Origin of the sequence: Gluconacetobacter asukensis (genome assembly GCF_014174375.1) — a bacterium.
In the GTDB taxonomy this organism is placed as follows: domain Bacteria; phylum Pseudomonadota; class Alphaproteobacteria; order Acetobacterales; family Acetobacteraceae; genus Gluconacetobacter; species Gluconacetobacter asukensis.
This window is the reverse complement of sequence record NZ_JABEQE010000008.1, coordinates 168,909-183,930: the sequence shown is the minus strand read 5'-3', so window position 1 is coordinate 183,930 and position 15,022 is coordinate 168,909. Positions and strand designations below refer to the sequence as shown.

Here is a 15,022-nt window from a genome sequence, read left to right as displayed (position 1 = left end):
CCCACCGGCGCGGTGGCTTATTCGGCCAGGACCGCGCAGGCTGCCCGGTCTCCGGCGCCGCCGATCGGCTGGGTCTGGTAATCGTCGGGTTTGACGTGAATGACCAGCGATGACCCGTCGGCATCCACCAGGGCGGGGCGTCCGCCATCGCCCTTGAAGGACACCAGGGTGGAATAGAGCTCGACCGTCGCGGTGCCGTCGGTGCCGACATGGATGTTCGGCAGGTCGCCCGAATCGTTGGCGTTGGCGTTCAGCAGGCCGTGCACGGGCTTGGCGATGTCATGGGCATGGACATGGCCGCCGGCGCTCTTGAATGCGGGGGGCGCGCAGGTGCCTTTCTCGTGGAAATGCACGCCGTGCCAGCCGGGGGTGAGGCCGGTTGCGGTGATGCGCAGGATGACGCCTTTCGGCGCTTCCGTGACCTCGACCGTGCCGTGGGAGGCGCCATCGCTGCCCTTGAGGTCGCCCGTCAGTCTGTCGGCCGCCAGCGCGGAGACGGGAAGGGCGAGCAGCCCCAGGCCGAGCGCCGCCATCATTGTCTTGCACGAATAGGCCATCATTTGCTCCTCGTTCTGCAACAGGCTGAAAAGCTAGCATCATTTTCGCGCCGGGTCCGAAATGCGGTGGTTCGATACCGCATGCTGACCGAAACGTGACGTCCGCCCGGCCTTGCGCGGCCGGGCGGCGTCTACCGCGTCGGGGCTTACAGGTCGGCCGTGATCGAGAATTTGAAGGTCCGGGGCATGCCTTGCAGCAGGTAGCCCCCGAAGGCCGAGGCCCAGTAGCGGGTGTTGGCCAGGTTCTCGACGCCGAAGCGGGCCGTCATCGCCTTGTGATCGACCAGGAACGTGTAGCGGGCGCCGAGGTCGAAACGGGTCCAGCCCGGAACGCGCAGGGTATTGGCGTTGTCCGCCCACTGGTGGCCGGTGCGGATGGCCTGGCCCGTCAGCGTGCCGCCCTTGAGGAACGGCAGGTCGTATTCCAGATTGGCGTTGATCGTGTAGCCCGGCACGCCGATGGCGCGGTTGCCGTCATACGCGCCGGCCGTTGTGCGGCGCTGGTTGGCGTCGATGATCGACGTGCCGCCGTTGAAGCGCAGGCCTTTCATGATCTCGCCGTTGATCGTCCATTCGATGCCGCGATTGCGCTGCTGCCCGTCGACGGTGAAGATGGATTGCCCGCCAGTGCCGTAGGGGGCCGTGTAGGCATTCGGCTGCGAAATCTGGTACACTGCGAGCGAGGTGTTGAAGCGCCCGATGTCGTATTTCGCGCCGATTTCATACTGGACGCTCTGATAGGGCGGGAACATCTGCCCGGTATTGACGACGTTGCCCGAGGCCTGCGGCCCCTGCGCCAGCCCTTCGATCCGGTTGAAATAGATGGATGTCTGGCGTGTCGGGTGCACCACCAGCCCGACGACGGGGGTGAAGGCATCCTGACTGTACCGGGTGGTGGCGGTGCCGTAGGCGTAGTTGTTCGCGAAGATATTCTGGTACCGGAACCCGGCGGTCAGGGCCACGCGATCGTCGAATGCGGAAACGGTGTCGGAGAAGAAGAGGCTGTAAAGGCGGGTATAGCCGTTCTTCTGCGGATTGCTGACATTGCCGCCCACGAACGTTTCGGGGGCCGACTGCCGGTAGAAGGTCGGGTGGTAGAGGTTGGAGCTGAGAGAGGTCAGCGCGAAGGCATAGGCGGTGTCGGTCTCGGACCGCAGGCCGGAGCCGCCGGCATTGACCTCGTGTTTCAGTGGGCCGGTGTTGAAATGCGCGCGGATACCGGCCCGGGTGCTCTCGTTGGTCTGGATGTAGGGCACATACATCGACCCGTTGGTTCCGGCGCCGGTTGCGGCGTTGGTGACGGTCAGGCTGGAATAATTGCCCTTTTCGTTGCCGCCGAGACCGCCGAAGGCCGCATAGGCCATCAGGTGCTTGGAGAAATCATGCTCCACGTTGAGCATGCCGAAAATGTAGTTCAGCTCGGTAAAGGTCCAGGGCTGGCCGTAATTGCTCGACGGCGAGGGGGCGCGCGGCACGCGTGTCAGGCCCGCGCCGAGCAGCACGCCGGGGCGGCCCTGTTCCACGCCCTGGTTCTCGTAATCCATGTCCAGCGTCACGCGGGTCGCGCCGTCGCGGCTGCGCCAGTCGAAGCCGCCGCCGACCGCCACCGAATGGCGGCGTTCCAGGTCGATGGAAGTCTGGCCGCTCTTGCCCGCGACGTTGATCCGGACGCCGAACTGGTTGTCGGTGCCGAAACGGCGGCCGGCATCGACATTGCCGCCGCCCATGCCGGCGCTTTCGTAATCGCCGGTCATGCGTGTCAGCGGGGTTTCGCCGGCATGTTTGAACATCAGGTTGATGTTGCCGCCGATGGAGGAGCCGCCAGGCGCCGCGCCGTTGAGGAAGGCGCTGGCGCCGTTGAGCACCTGCACCTGGTCATAGAGCTGCGGCGAGACGAGCTGGCGGGGCACGATGCCGTAGAGCCCGTTGATCGACACGTCGTCGCCATAGACGGGGAAGCCGCGAATGACGAACTGCTCGGAGAAATTGCCGTAGCCGTAGGTCGTGCGCACCGACGGATCGTTCTCCAGCACCTGTCCGAGTGTCTGCGACTGCTGGTTCAGGATCAGGGCAGAGGTGTAGCTGCGGACGTTGAAGGGCACGTCCAGCCCCTTCTTCGTGCCCAGCGCGCCGAGCTGGCCGCCGGAGATGACTTCCATCTGGTTGCGGCGCTTGGCCTGCACGATGATCTGCTCGTCCGTTGGGCCTGTGCCGGGGGCCGGCGTGGCTGCGGCGCTGGCGGGCGCCCTGGCGGCCGGTGCCGTCGCCGGGGCGGTGTTCGCCGGTTTTTTAGCGTTGGCGTCGACCTGCGCCTGCTCCGGGGCCGACGCGATGGCGGGCATCGACACCGAGAGCATCAGCATCGTTGAATAAGCCGCGGTACGGCCGAGGGAACCGAGGATGGAGCGAGCGTGCAAGGGCGGCCTCAATTGACAAGCCGTGAAAGGAGCGGACACATAGACGCGAATGAGAACTGGTCGCAATACGAGGAGGGACGCGAATGGGGGCTCCCTGGTATTCTCCAGCCGGATGTTGCCTGAAAGTCACATGCGAATGACTCTTAAATCCAACCGGAAAACCGCGAAGGGCGGCCTGTGGAAACGATGGCTGGGCCGCTTCGTGGGGGGTGTGGCCTGTGCTTATGTCTGCGCGCTGGGACTCTTCTCCCTCGCCTCCGGCCACGCCGGCGGACTCGATGCGATTCTGCGTCAGAGCCTTGCGATCGCCGTGCTGCCGCTGGTGATCGTCGGGCTGTTCGCCTTGCCGGGGCGCAGGTCGGGCCCGTCTGTCTTCGTCGCGCTTGCCGTGCCGTTCCTGCACCTGACCCTGTCCTGATGCGCGATATCCTGCGCAATCGGATGGGCTGGCTTCATGCATGGGTTGGCTTTGTCGGCGGGCTGGTGCTGGTCGTGGCGTTCACAGGGGGCACGCTTGCCCTCTTCGACACGGAAATCACGCGCTGGATGGAGCCGGAGTTGGCGGCGTTGCCCGAAGCCGCCATGACGGGCGAGGCTCTGGACCATGCGGGCGCGCAGGTATGGGCGTTACGCGAGAAGGGGCAGAACGTGTTTCTGAACCTGCCCTCGGCCCGCGATCCGGTGTTGCGCATCCTCCATTATGACGGACATGCATTTGTCGGCCCGGTGCTCGACCCGCGCGACGGTACCGCGCTGAACAGCCGTGAGACGCGGGGCGGACAATTGTTCTTCGACCTGCACCAGTCGCTCTATCGCGGGCCGGTCTGGGGCAATCTGGTGACGGAAGCAGCCGGCATCGGGCTGATCGTTGCCGTGATTTCGGGCGTGATCATCCATTTTCGCAACCTGGTGCCCAACCTGCTGCTGTTCCGGCCCTTTGCCGCGCCCGGGCGGGCCTGGCTGGACGCGCATCTTGTAGCGGGTGTGCTGCTGCTGCCGTTCATCATCATGATGGCCTATACCGGCGCCGTCATTCATGCGCCCCGGCTGTTCCCGATGATCGGGGCCGGCCATGCCGCCCGGCCCGCGGGCCGCCCCGATGCCGGGATGCGCGTTGTCGGCCCTTACGCGCCACTGGCCCCGATGCTGGCGCAGGCGGAGGATATTTTCGGGCGTGGCCGGATCGGCTTCGTCATGTTCGGCACCGGGACGGTGTCCTTCTATCGGGCGGATGCGGCGGATTTCGCGATGACGCGGGACCATGCCGATTTCTCGGCTGGCGATGGAAGGCTGGTCGGGGTGGAGCGGATCGGGCGCGGGATGCCGCGTCTGGGTGGTGCCATGCGGGGTCTGCATTTCATCCGGTGGGGAACGCCTGCGCTCCGGTGGCTGTATTTCGTCTGCAGTGTCGTCGGCAGCATGATGATGGCGGCGGGGCTGGGGCTCTTTCTGATGAAGCATCGACGCGTCCATGGCGGGACGTTCCGGCTGGCCCTGGCGGAAACACTGGCCCTGGCGGTCACGCTCGGCCTGCCACTCGCTTCGCTGGGTTATCTGTGGGGCAGTCGGTTGCTTCCGCCGGAGCTGGTGCATCGTGCGGACCGGGAGACGGGGGTTTTCTTCCTCGTATGGCTGGTGGCGCTGCTCCATGCCGGCATGCGGTGTTTGGGCGGGGCCGTCCGTCCTGCGTGGCGGGAACAGGCTTGTGCGATTGCGGTCCTTGGCTGTGGGTTGCCGATTCTCGATGTTGTGTCGCGCGCTGAGACGGCGTTCAGGCTGCGTGCGGATGTCTATCTGGCGGTGGATGCCTGTGCGCTGGGCTTCGGGCTGCTTGCGCTGTGGGGGCAGCGCGTGATCGTGCGGGCCCGATGATCGTTCTTGTTTCGCTGATTTGCTGGGGGCTGGCGCTGCTGTGTCATGGGCTGCTTCAGCCGAAAATTCGGCGGCTACTCTATATCGGTAGCGGGCGCCCGGTTGTGCCGAGGGTTGCGCGCCTGGTCCTGCCGCTGGTCGCGCTGGGTATGTGTGCTCGGCTGGAGATGCCGCTTTCGATTTTGGTCTGGGTGGGAACGTTTTCGGTCGGTGGGCTGCTGGCCGGGGGTGTGCTGGCGGTGGAAGTCTTTCGGCGGGGCAGGCCAGGGAGGTTCTGATCGCCGCCGGCAGGTTGCTATGGCATTCGGCGCGTGGCGATCCCATCTCTATCGATGACTGTGCCCGTGATATCGAATGGGTGGCGGGATGCGAGACGGGCAGGCGGGGCGGCATGGCAGGCAGGCGGGATGAACGGGGAAGCGGGGATCTGTTCGGTGGTCCGGCACCTCAGGAGGCTCGGGATGGCTCGGCCGGGGCGCGCCACATGCGTTCGGCGCCGCCGCGCACCCAACCCCTGGCCGACCGGCTGCGCCCGGCTTCGCTGGATGAGGTGGTGGGGCAGGACCATCTGCTGGGGCCGGAAGGTGCCCTGCGGCGCATGCTGGACCGGGGCACGCTGGCCAGCCTGATCCTGTGGGGTGGGCCGGGGGTGGGCAAGACGACCATCGCGCGCCTGCTGGCCGATGCGGCGGGGCTGCGATTCGTGCAGATTTCGGCTGTCTTCTCGGGCGTGGCGGATCTGAAGCGGGTGTTCGACGATGCCCGGCAATGGGCCGGAACAGGGCGGGGCACGCTGTTGTTCGTGGATGAGATCCATCGCTTCAATCGGGCCCAGCAGGATGGATTCCTGCCGGTGGTCGAGGACGGGACGGTGGTGCTGGTGGGGGCGACGACCGAAAACCCGTCCTTCGCGCTGAATGGGGCGTTGCTCTCGCGCTGTCAGGTGATGGTGTTGCGCCGGCTGGATGACGAGGCGCTGGAACGGCTGCTGTGCCGGGCGGAAACCGAGTGTGGACGGCCCCTGCCGTTGACGCCGGATGGCCGGGCGACCCTGCGCGCGATGGCTGATGGCGATGGGCGCTATCTGCTGAACATGGTCGAGCAGGTGCTGGCGCTGCCGGACGACCGGCCGTTGGATGCGCAGGGCCTGTCCAGCCTGCTGGCGCGGCGCGCGGTGCTGTACGACAAGGACCGCGAGGAACATTACAACCTGATCTCGGCGCTGCATAAATCGCTGCGGGGGTCCGACCCCGATGCGGCGCTGTACTGGTTTGCCCGCATGCTCGAAGGGGGGGAGGACCCGCGCTTTATCGCCCGGCGGCTGACCCGTTTCGCGGCCGAGGATGTGGGCATGGCCGACCCGCAGGCGCTGCCTTTGGCCGTGGCGGCGTGGGAAACATACGAGCGACTCGGCTCGCCCGAGGGTGAGCTGGCGCTGGCGCAACTGGTCGTGCACCTGGGCACGGCGCCGAAATCGAATGCCGTCTATACCGCCTACAAGGCCGCGCGGCGGCTGGCGAAGGCGACCGGCAGCCTGATGCCGCCGGCCCATATCCTGAACGCGCCGACCGGGCTGATGAAAGAGCTGGGCTACGGCAAGGGATATGAATACGACCACGATGCCGAAGAGGGATTTTCCGGCCAGAACTACTTCCCGGACGAAATGCGGCGTGAGGCGCTGTACCGCCCGACGGGCCGGGGATTCGAAGCGGAAATCGCGCGACGGCTGGACAGGTGGGCCAGACTGCGGGAAAGCCGTCAGTCATGAGTGTAGTGACCCTGACCGTCAGCGATGACGAAGCCGATATCCGCCTCGACCGCTGGTTTCGCCGCCATTACCCCCATTTGACCCAGGGGGCATTGCAGAAACTGTGCCGCACGGGCCAGGTGCGGGTGGACGGCAAGCGCGCCGACACCGCGACCCGGCTGGTGCCGGGGCAGGCGGTGCGCGTGCCGCCGATCCCTGCCGCCGCGCGGCCGGCCCCGCCGCCGCGGCCGGTGCTGGACGACCGCCTGGTGCGCGAGATTCGCGGCATGGTGCTGTACAGCGACGCGCAGGTGATCGTTCTGAACAAGCCTGCCGGGCTGGCGGTGCAGGGCGGGCCGGGCATTACCCACCATGTCGACGGCATGCTGGATGCACTGAAGGAGAATGACGACGATCCGCGCCCGCGCCTGGTGCATCGGATCGACCGTGACACGTCGGGCCTGCTGCTGCTGGCGCGCACGCCCGGCGTGGCGGCGAAGCTGGCGGCCTCCTTTCGTGGACGCGACGTGCGCAAGACCTACTGGGCGGTCGTGGTGGGGCGGCCCACCCCGGCCAGCGGCGTGATCGACCAGCCGCTGGCCCGGCTGGGGGCGGGGCCGGGCGCGCTGACGGTGGTGGCATCGCGCAAGGATGAGGATGCGGCCCACGCGCTGTCGGAATACGAGGTGCTGGATGCCGCCGGGCGCCGCCTGTCCTGGCTGGCGCTGTCGCCGCTGACCGGGCGGACCCACCAGTTGCGCGTGCATTGCGAGGCGCTGGGCACGCCGATCCTGGGCGACCCGAAATATGGGGGGGACAAGGCGCATCCCGAGGGGTTCGTCGACCGGCTGCATCTGCATGCCCGGTCGCTGGACCTGCCGCATCCGGCAGGGGGGCGCCTGCAGGTGTCGGCCGAATTGCCGACCCATATGCGCGAGACCTTCAAGCAGCTCGGGTTCACCGCCGGGGCCACGCCGGCCCCACGGCGGAGCTGAGCCATGCTGCCGGTCGTGTGGGAAGGGGCACCGAAGCTGCCGCCGCGACCGAAACGGCGGCGCTGGCCCCTGCTGGCGGCCGTGGCCGTGGTGGGGGGGCTGGCCGCCGGGGGCGTGCTGGCTGCGCGGGTGCTGATCGACCCAGCCGCGTTGCGCGCGCAGGTGGTGGCGGCGGTGTGGCACCAGACCGGCCGCGTGCTGCGGGTGGGGGCGGTGCAGGTGCATATCCTGCCTTATCCGTCGCTCTCCGTTCGCGATCTGGCGCTGTCGGACATGCCGGGCGGGGCGCGGCCGGACATGCTGACGGCCGCCGGCCTGGAGGCGCGGCTGGCCCTGATGCCGCTGCTGCGGCATGAAATCCGGCTGGAAGAGGTCCGGCTGACCCATCCCGACCTGTTGGTCGAACGGCTGGCGGATGGGCGGGCGAACTGGCAGATGCAGCCGCCCGCCGAATCCGAGCGGCCGCCGGGTGGGGTGTCCGCCCCCTCGACGCCATGGCGGGTCCGTATCGGCAGCGTCCGTATCCAGGATGCCGACCTGCGCTGGGACGATAAGCGAGCCCATGCCAGCGGGGCGGTGACGCTGGAAAAGCTCGATCTGTATGGGCTGACCGGCGCCACGCCCGCGATCGCCGCGCAGGGGCATCGGCAGGGTGATCCTTCGGCTGTTGTCACGGTGTCGGGGCAATCGGGGCGGCTCTTCAGCTCGGAGCCCTCGGCATGGCCTGTCCGGCTGCAGGCTGCATTCCGGGTGGACGGGCGGGATGCGGGGAGTGCCACGCTGGAGGGTACGCTCTCCGACCCCATGCGGCTGCGTGGCTATGATATCGTTGTGCATACGGCGATCGGGCAACTGACGGATCTCGACCGGCTGTTCGTGCATGCGAACCTGCCTGCCGTTCACGATATCGACCTGACGGCGCGGGTGGTGGATCTGGGATCGGACGCCGTGCCGATGCCCGGTCTGCGCCAGGTGCGGCTGCGTACGGGGGCGATTGACAGCGTGCCGCTGGTTGGCGGGCTGACGCTGGACCATCTGGCGGTCGATGCGCCGACGTCGGCCGATCATGTGGCGATCGAGACGGCGGGGCATTATGTCGGCCGGCCCTTCGCGCTGCATGGCACGGTGGGGACGCCGGCCGAAACCCTGGCCGCGGCGCGCAGCCTTCTGGCCAGCGCGATGCCGCTGGATCTGGTGGTGGATGCCGCCGGTGGAACGCTGCGTCTGGGGGGAACGGTCGGCGGCGGCCAATCGGCGCTGGACGGGCATCTGACCGCCGGGCGGCTCGCGCTTCCCGGCGATCTGGTGCTGGATCACCTGACGGCCGATGCTCATCTGGCCATGCGGGGCGGAACCGATATCAGGCTGACCGGACTGCGGCTGGATTCCGCCCAGATGACGCTGGATGGGGAATTGTCGTTTCTGCGGCAGGGCGGGACGAATGGTGTTCCGTTGCTGAATGGGCGGCTGCATGCCAGCCGGCTGGATGTCGATACGCTGCGGGGCACCGCGCCGGCCGGGCAGGCGCCCGATGACGGGGTCGCGCCCAGTACGCCCGCGCAGCCGCCGCCGACGGATGAGACGGCAGCCGATGCGCCGCTTCCCTTCGAGCGTCTGCGGCGGATGGACGGGGATCTGGACCTGGCGGCGGACCAGATGCGGCTGTATGGCGAGGATTATCACGCGGCCGAGGCTCATTTCGTGCTGCGTGGGGGGCATCTGACGATCGATCCGCTGCATGCGGATGGGGTGGGGCGCAGCCTGGATGCCATGCTTTCCATCGATGCGTCGGGTGCGGTACCGCGGCTTTCGGCCGATGTGCGGACCCTGGTTCTGCCGGCCGACTGGGTGGCCAGGGCGTTCGACCTGAGCCCGATGCTGCGCGGCAGCCTGCAGCTTGTCGGCAGTGTCCAGACCCAGGGGAATGATCGCGCCGCGCTGCGGGAGCAGTTGGGGGGGCATCTGGGCCTGTCGATGGTCAAGGGACAGGTCGACGGTAATATGCTGGGTCGGCTGCTGGGGCCGGACGCTTCTGCCGCCACGCGGGGGACCTCGGTCGCGCTGCGGTGTCTTGGCCTGCATATGACGCTGGGTGACGGGCGGGCGGCGCTGGATACGATCGGGTTGCAGACCTATCGGCTGGCGGTCACGGGGCATGGAACGATCGGCCTGGCGCGACAGGATCTGGACCTGCACCTGCTGCCGCAACTGCTGATCGGCGGAACAGGCGCCACGATGCCGATCATGGTTGCCGGTACCATCCTGGCGCCGCAGCCCCGGCCGGAACCGGCGGGGCCGGGGCATCGCTTCATGCTCACCATCGGCCCGTCGGCGGGGATTGCCGATCCGTGCCCCGACACATTGAAGGCGGCGCGCGAGGAACAGCCCGGCCCGGCGCCGGATGCCGCGCCCAAGAGCAAGGCGCCGAAGGTGATGGATGTTCTGCGTGGTCTTGGATTGTTTCGATGAATGGTAAGCCTGTGACGCCTCAACCCTCTTCTCCCGCCACCCGTCGCCGGTTCTGGGACCGTACGGATGTGGTGGCGGAGCCGGATGGATTTGCCGTCCGGCTGGATGGGCGGCCGGTGCGCCTGCCGGGCGGGACGGTGCTGCGGGTCGGCAGTCGTGCGTTGGCCGAGGCGTTGGCCGGGGAGTGGCAGGATGCGGGCGGCGGCGGGAAGGGGGGCGATTTCACGCCCTCTGAACTGAAGTTGACCCGGATTGCCGGCACGATGCTGGAGCGAATCGCGCCCGACCGTGCGGCCGTGATCGGCGTGCTGCTGGGATACGCGCGCCATGAACTATTGTGCTACCGGGTGCGTTATCCTGCACTGCTGGTCGAACGGCAGCAGCAGGAATGGGACCCGTGGCTGGACTGGCTGCGCACCCGATACGGGGTTGCCTTGCGGACGACAGACGGGGTGATGCCGGTCGATCAGCCCGCCGGTGCGCTGGCGGGGTTGCAGGCGGTGCTGGAGGCATTGTCGGACGGGGTGGTGGCTGCCCTGGGGGTTGCGGTGCCGGCATTGGGCAGTCTGGTGCTGGGCCTGGCACTGGCGGATGGGCGGCTGACGGCCGAGCAGGCGATTGCCTGCGCGACCCTCGACGAGCGGACCCAGATGGAACTCTGGGGGCACGATGCCGAGCAGGCCGGCCGGCTGGAGACGCTGGGGCTGGATGTTGTGGACGCGGCCTCGTTTCTGGCGTTGCTGCGCGCCGATTCGTGACGGTCGGGCGTGGTCATGGAACTGCCATAAAGTGTCGGCAGCTTCCGGCTTGCGTTCCGACACCGAGCCAAACACTCTGTTACAGAGCTTCGCGTTAGAAGGAACGGACACCACGACGAGTCAGGAGATATCGCATGGCCTTGATCGACTGGCGGCCGCTTTCGGAAATGCCCGGCATTGCCGGACATGAGATCGACCGGGCATCGAAGGGCCAGGCCGATCGCCCTGTATCGTCGCGCCGCGTAAGGCAGCGCGTTGCCCACTGGGTTGCGACCTGCGCGATGGGCGCATGGGCCCTGCTGGCGATCGTGCCCGTCATCGTCGTCATCATGGCAATCGACGGCTGATCTGCCGGAGAGCGCGTGCAGCCATGCGCTGATGGCGATCTGACGAGAGTTTTAGTCTGATGCTCAGATGTTCCGAAAATCGTGGGCATCACCGTGGCCGGGCGCCCTGTCGGATTGCATTGATAGCCTGAATGGAAATGGGGGCTGGTGAGCGAGAGCGGCCCATCGGGCCGCGGCCGGCGTGTGTTTCCGAGTATCGGAGCGGAGCGGCCTGGATGGCCGTGAGCACCGAAGCGCAGGAAACGCGCGCTGGATCGCCGCCAGCGCGCATTTCCATTCAGGCTTTCAGGGGACGAGGACGGTGGCGCTGGCGGTACAGGCAATCCCTTCCTCGCGGCCGGTGAAGCCCAGCCGTTCGGAGGTGGTGGCCTTTACCGAGATCCGGTCGATGTCCACATTCAGCAGGTCGGCCAGGCGCTGGCGCATCGCTTCGGAATGCGGGCCGATCTTCGGGCGCTCGCAGATCAGCGTGACGTCGGCGTTCACCAGCATGCCGCCGCGGGCGCGGATGCGCTCGCCGGCATGGATCAGGAAGCGCGCGCTGTCGGCGTCTTTCCATTCGTTCTGGCTGGGCGGGAAATGGCGGCCGATATCGCCTTCGGCCAGCGCGCCGTAGATGGCGTCGCACAGGGCGTGGATGCCGACATCGGCGTCCGAATGGCCGGCCAGGCCGCGATCGTGGGGCACGGTGATGCCGCAGAGGATCAGCGGCCGGTTCTCGGCGAAGGCGTGCACGTCGTACCCGATGCCGGTGCGCGGCAGCAATGTCGGACCGATCAGCCGTTCCAGGCGCATCAGATCTTCCTCGTAGGTCAGCTTGATATTGTCTTCCGAGCCGGCAACCAGCGCGACCGTGTGGCCCGCCGTTTCCAGCAGGGCGGCGTCGTCGGTCGCATCGGTGGCGGCCGCGCCGCGATGCAGGTCGCGCAGCAGCGCGAAGCGGAAGCCCTGGGGTGTCTGGGCGCGAAACAGATCGTCGCGCGGGACGGTTGCCGTGATGACGCCGTCATGGCCGCGCTTGAGCGTGTCTGCCACCCGGACGGCCGGGATGGCGCCGGGATGGGTCGCCAGGGCGGCGATCACGGCCTGGGTCACCTCGGCCGGCACATAGGGGCGGGCGCCGTCATGGACCAGGACCAGGTCGGGCCGTTCGGCCGCGGGCAGGCGATCCAGCGCCTCCAGCCCCGCACGGACGCTTTCCTGCCGGGTCGCGCCGCCTGCAACGGGCGGGAGGGTATCCAGCCCATGCAGGGCCTCGGCCAGCGCGTCGGTGTCACCGACCGGCTGGAGCAGGTCCACATGGGGACTCAGGGCATCCGCCGCATGGCGGATGATGGGCCGGCCGCCGAGCGTCAGATACTGCTTGGCGACAGGCGATGCCGTCGTGGCGCTGAAACGTCGGCCCACGCCCGCGGCAAGAAGAATGGCTGCAACACGCATGGCGGAGCAATGCGGCGGACGTCCGCCGTCGTCAAGCGCCGGTACGCATTTGTTTCAGGTGCCTGCCGGCCATTCCGGGTTCCGTGGGGCTGCTATCGCGATTGCGTGATGCTTTCGAATTCGATATTCTGCTCAAATCCTGAGCATCCATGCTGGAAATTCGTCCAACCCGGCGCATTGTCGTTGGGACGAAGGCAGGATCTGTCAGCCCAGATGGGGGTAGTGCCGTTCATGTCGTCCGAGTTGTTGCGTCCAGTCGATCTGGGGAGGGGCGTGGTGCTGCGCACCCCGGTCATTCTCGCCCCGATGTCGGGCGTGACGGACCTGCCGTTCCGTCGGCTGGCGCGCCGGCTGGGGGCCGGGCTGGTGGTGTCCGAGATGATCGCGTCCTGGGCCATGGTGCGCGAGAATCAGGCGACGCTGCGCATGGCCGAGGTCGCGGACGAGGACGGACCGAACGCGGTGCAGCTTGCCGGGTGCGAGCCGGAGGCGATGGCCCAGGCGGCGCGCATTGCGGTCGATCGCGGTGCGGACATGGTCGACATCAATTTTGGCTGTCCGGTCAAGAAAGTGGCGGTCGGCCAGCAGGCGGGATCGGCGCTGATGCGCGACGAGGCGCTGGCGGGGCGGCTGCTGGAAGCCGTGGTGCGGGCCGTGGACGTGCCGGTGACGCTGAAGATGCGCATGGGCTGGGACCATGCCAGCCTGAACGCGCCGGTGCTGGCGCGGATGGCCGAACAGGCCGGTATCCGCATGGTTACGGTGCATGGCCGCACGCGGCAGCAATTCTATAACGGCACGGCCGACTGGGCCTTCGTCCGCAGGGTGAAGGAGGCAGTGTCGCTGCCGGTGATCGTCAATGGTGATATCCTGACGGTCGACGATGCGCGGCGGGCGCTGGCGCAGTCGGGCGCCGACGGGGTGATGATCGGGCGCGGCTGCTATGGCCGCCCGTGGTTCCTGGCGCAGGTGGGCCATGCCCTGACGACCGGCGAGGAGGTGCCCGACCCGGCGCTGGCCGCGGAAAAGGCGATCGTTCTGGAACATTACGACATGATGCTGTCGCATTTCGGGGCGCATCCCGGCCTGCGTCTGGCCCGCAAGCATGTGTCCTGGTACTCGGCAGGCCTGCCGGATTCGGCGGGTTTCCGGGCCGCGATCAACCGGGTGGACGACGCCGCCGTGGCGATTGCGATGATCAGCGAATTCTATGACCGGCATATCGAAGCCGGTTCGCGCCGTGAGCGCAGGGGTAGTTCGTCGGGCGGCCAGGACGCCGCCCAGGCGGCCTGATGCCCATGCTGGCGGACCTGCCGTCCGACGAACTGCCCCGGCCGGACGGGGCGGCGCTGCTGGACGCCATGCCCATGCCGGTGATGCTGGTGGGCAGGAACAATCGCATCCGCCACGTCAACAGCGCGGCCGAGCCGTTCTTTGGCATGTCGAGCCAGCATCTGGTGCAGATGCATCTCTCCGACGTGCTGGCGGCCGATCATCCGATCTTCCTGCTGGTGGAGCAGGTGCGGCGCGACGGTGTGACGATCGCGGAGCATGAGCTGACGCTGGATGGGCCCCGCCTGCATCGCAGCGGCATCACCGTGCAGGGGACGCTGGTGGCCGAGCATCCGGACGGGGTGCTGCTGACCTTTCATGATTCTTCGGCGGCGCGTGCGCTGGACCGGCAGCTGACTTTCCGTTCCGCCGCGCGCAGCGTCTCGGGCATGGCCGCGATCCTGGCGCATGAGGTCAAGAATCCGCTCTCGGGCATCAGGGGGGCGGCGCAGCTTCTGGAGGGCTCGGTCTGCGAGAGCGACCGGGAGCTGGCGATCCTGATTCGGGACGAGGCCGACCGAATCCGTGACCTGGTCGACCGGATGGAAATCTTCAGCGACAAGCCGCTGGAGCGGCGGCCGGTGAATATTCATCGCGTGCTGGAGCATGTCCGCCTGCTGGCGCAGCAGGGGTTTGCGGCCAATATCCGCTTTGTCGAGGAATATGACCCGTCGCTGCCGCCGGTATGGGGCAATCGCGACCAATTGGTGCAGGTGCTGCTGAACCTGGTCAAGAACGCCGCCGAGGCGATGGCCGGGGAAGGCAAGGCGGGAGAAATCACGCTCGGCACCGCCTATCGCCATGGCGTGCGTCTGGCCGTGCCGGGCATGGAACAGCGGGTCGAGCTGCCGCTGGTGGTCTCGGTGCGCGATAGCGGCCCGGGCATTCCTGAGAGCATCCGCCCCCATCTGTTCGAGCCTTTCCTGACCACCAAGGCGGGGGGGAGCGGCTTGGGGCTGGCGTTGGCGGGCAAGATCATCGGCGATCATGGTGGCGTGATCGAGGTCAACAGCCGTCCCGGCCGCACCGAGGTGCTGCTGCATCTGCCTGTGGTGGCGGAGGGACGGGGGCAGCCCTGACCCGCCAGG

13 protein-coding genes are annotated in these 15,022 nt (G+C 67.7%); 10 read left to right on the top strand and 3 right to left on the bottom strand.

Translation table 11 applies throughout. The features are described 5' to 3' along the window. Positions 1–17: 17 nt before the first annotated feature. Both sodC and HLH35_RS11125 read right to left on the bottom strand, forming a co-directional pair. Complete coding sequence (gene sodC, locus HLH35_RS11130; protein ID WP_246385024.1) at positions 18–560, bottom strand: superoxide dismutase[Cu-Zn]; 543 nt, start codon at positions 558–560, stop codon at positions 18–20. Positions 561–703: 143 nt separating this feature from the next. After that, the gene (locus tag HLH35_RS11125) at positions 704–2,920 is read right to left on the bottom strand and encodes a TonB-dependent receptor (RefSeq protein ID WP_182979191.1); all 2,217 of its coding nucleotides are present in this window, start codon (positions 2,918–2,920) and stop codon (positions 704–706) included. A gap of 184 nt (positions 2,921–3,104) precedes the next feature. Here HLH35_RS11125 and HLH35_RS11120 point away from each other — a divergent pair, with 184 nt between their 5' ends. The 8 genes from HLH35_RS11120 (at position 3,105) to HLH35_RS11085 (ending at position 11,162) form a co-directional block, all read left to right on the top strand. Further along, entirely contained in the window at positions 3,105–3,392 is a 288-nt protein-coding gene (locus HLH35_RS11120) for a hypothetical protein (RefSeq protein WP_182979190.1), read from the top strand. Beyond that, on the top strand, positions 3,392–4,846 hold the full coding sequence (locus tag HLH35_RS11115; protein ID WP_182979189.1) for a PepSY-associated TM helix domain-containing protein: 1,455 nt from the start codon (positions 3,392–3,394) through the stop codon (positions 4,844–4,846). The genes HLH35_RS11120 and HLH35_RS11115 overlap by 1 nt, the downstream gene beginning before the upstream one ends. Continuing rightward, positions 4,843–5,124 carry a hypothetical protein gene (locus HLH35_RS11110; protein WP_182979188.1) on the top strand — a complete coding sequence of 94 codons (282 nt, stop codon included), beginning with the start codon at positions 4,843–4,845 and terminating at the stop codon, positions 5,122–5,124. Before HLH35_RS11115 ends, HLH35_RS11110 begins: the two co-directional genes overlap by 4 nt. Positions 5,125–5,237: 113 nt before the next feature. Beyond that, positions 5,238–6,614: a replication-associated recombination protein A gene (locus HLH35_RS11105; protein WP_182979187.1), complete on the top strand. Its 1,377-nt coding sequence runs from the start codon at positions 5,238–5,240 to the stop codon at positions 6,612–6,614. After that, on the top strand, positions 6,611–7,588 hold the full coding sequence (locus HLH35_RS11100) for an RluA family pseudouridine synthase (RefSeq protein WP_182965873.1): 978 nt from the start codon (positions 6,611–6,613) through the stop codon (positions 7,586–7,588). Before HLH35_RS11105 ends, HLH35_RS11100 begins: the two co-directional genes overlap by 4 nt. 3 nt (positions 7,589–7,591) lie before the next feature. After that, positions 7,592–10,057 carry an AsmA family protein gene (locus HLH35_RS11095; protein WP_182979186.1) on the top strand — a complete coding sequence of 822 codons (2,466 nt, stop codon included), beginning with the start codon at positions 7,592–7,594 and terminating at the stop codon, positions 10,055–10,057. After that, positions 10,054–10,815: an ATP12 family chaperone protein gene (locus tag HLH35_RS11090; protein ID WP_182979185.1), complete on the top strand. Its 762-nt coding sequence runs from the start codon at positions 10,054–10,056 to the stop codon at positions 10,813–10,815. Before HLH35_RS11095 ends, HLH35_RS11090 begins: the two co-directional genes overlap by 4 nt. 134 nt (positions 10,816–10,949) lie before the next feature. Then, complete coding sequence (locus tag HLH35_RS11085) at positions 10,950–11,162, top strand: hypothetical protein (RefSeq protein ID WP_182979184.1); 213 nt, start codon at positions 10,950–10,952, stop codon at positions 11,160–11,162. Between the two features lie 285 nt (positions 11,163–11,447). Here HLH35_RS11085 and HLH35_RS11080 read toward each other — a convergent pair whose 3' ends face one another. Beyond that, entirely contained in the window at positions 11,448–12,602 is a 1,155-nt protein-coding gene (locus tag HLH35_RS11080; protein WP_182979183.1) for a bifunctional 2-C-methyl-D-erythritol 4-phosphate cytidylyltransferase/2-C-methyl-D-erythritol 2,4-cyclodiphosphate synthase, read from the bottom strand. A gap of 213 nt (positions 12,603–12,815) precedes the next feature. Here HLH35_RS11080 and dusB point away from each other — a divergent pair, with 213 nt between their 5' ends. Then, positions 12,816–13,895 (top strand): tRNA dihydrouridine synthase DusB, encoded by a 1,080-nt coding sequence (gene dusB, locus HLH35_RS11075; RefSeq protein ID WP_408870117.1) that lies wholly within the window; start codon positions 12,816–12,818, stop codon positions 13,893–13,895. Then, positions 13,895–15,013: a two-component system sensor histidine kinase NtrB gene (locus HLH35_RS11070; protein WP_408870116.1), complete on the top strand. Its 1,119-nt coding sequence runs from the start codon at positions 13,895–13,897 to the stop codon at positions 15,011–15,013. Before dusB ends, HLH35_RS11070 begins: the two co-directional genes overlap by 1 nt. Positions 15,014–15,022: the final 9 nt, after the last annotated feature.

What these genes read in the sequence shown, in the direction of transcription:
- sodC (WP_246385024.1), bottom strand. Translation starts at nt 560, where the DNA reads ATGATGGCCTATTCGTGCAAGACAATGATGGCGGCGCTCGGCCTGGGG.
- HLH35_RS11125 (WP_182979191.1), bottom strand. Translation starts at nt 2,920, where the DNA reads ATGCTGATGCTCTCGGTGTCGATGCCCGCCATCGCGTCGGCCCCGGAG.
- HLH35_RS11090 (WP_182979185.1), top strand. Translation starts at nt 10,054, where the DNA reads ATGAATGGTAAGCCTGTGACGCCTCAACCCTCTTCTCCCGCCACCCGT.
- HLH35_RS11070 (WP_408870116.1), top strand. Translation starts at nt 13,895, where the DNA reads ATGCCCATGCTGGCGGACCTGCCGTCCGACGAACTGCCCCGGCCGGAC.
- HLH35_RS11095 (WP_182979186.1), top strand. Translation starts at nt 7,592, where the DNA reads ATGCTGCCGGTCGTGTGGGAAGGGGCACCGAAGCTGCCGCCGCGACCG.
- dusB (WP_408870117.1), top strand. Translation starts at nt 12,816, where the DNA reads ATGGGGGTAGTGCCGTTCATGTCGTCCGAGTTGTTGCGTCCAGTCGAT.
- HLH35_RS11110 (WP_182979188.1), top strand. Translation starts at nt 4,843, where the DNA reads ATGATCGTTCTTGTTTCGCTGATTTGCTGGGGGCTGGCGCTGCTGTGT.
- HLH35_RS11080 (WP_182979183.1), bottom strand. Translation starts at nt 12,602, where the DNA reads ATGCGTGTTGCAGCCATTCTTCTTGCCGCGGGCGTGGGCCGACGTTTC.
- HLH35_RS11100 (WP_182965873.1), top strand. Translation starts at nt 6,611, where the DNA reads ATGAGTGTAGTGACCCTGACCGTCAGCGATGACGAAGCCGATATCCGC.
- HLH35_RS11115 (WP_182979189.1), top strand. Translation starts at nt 3,392, where the DNA reads ATGCGCGATATCCTGCGCAATCGGATGGGCTGGCTTCATGCATGGGTT.
- HLH35_RS11105 (WP_182979187.1), top strand. Translation starts at nt 5,238, where the DNA reads ATGGCAGGCAGGCGGGATGAACGGGGAAGCGGGGATCTGTTCGGTGGT.
- HLH35_RS11120 (WP_182979190.1), top strand. Translation starts at nt 3,105, where the DNA reads ATGCGAATGACTCTTAAATCCAACCGGAAAACCGCGAAGGGCGGCCTG.
- HLH35_RS11085 (WP_182979184.1), top strand. Translation starts at nt 10,950, where the DNA reads ATGGCCTTGATCGACTGGCGGCCGCTTTCGGAAATGCCCGGCATTGCC.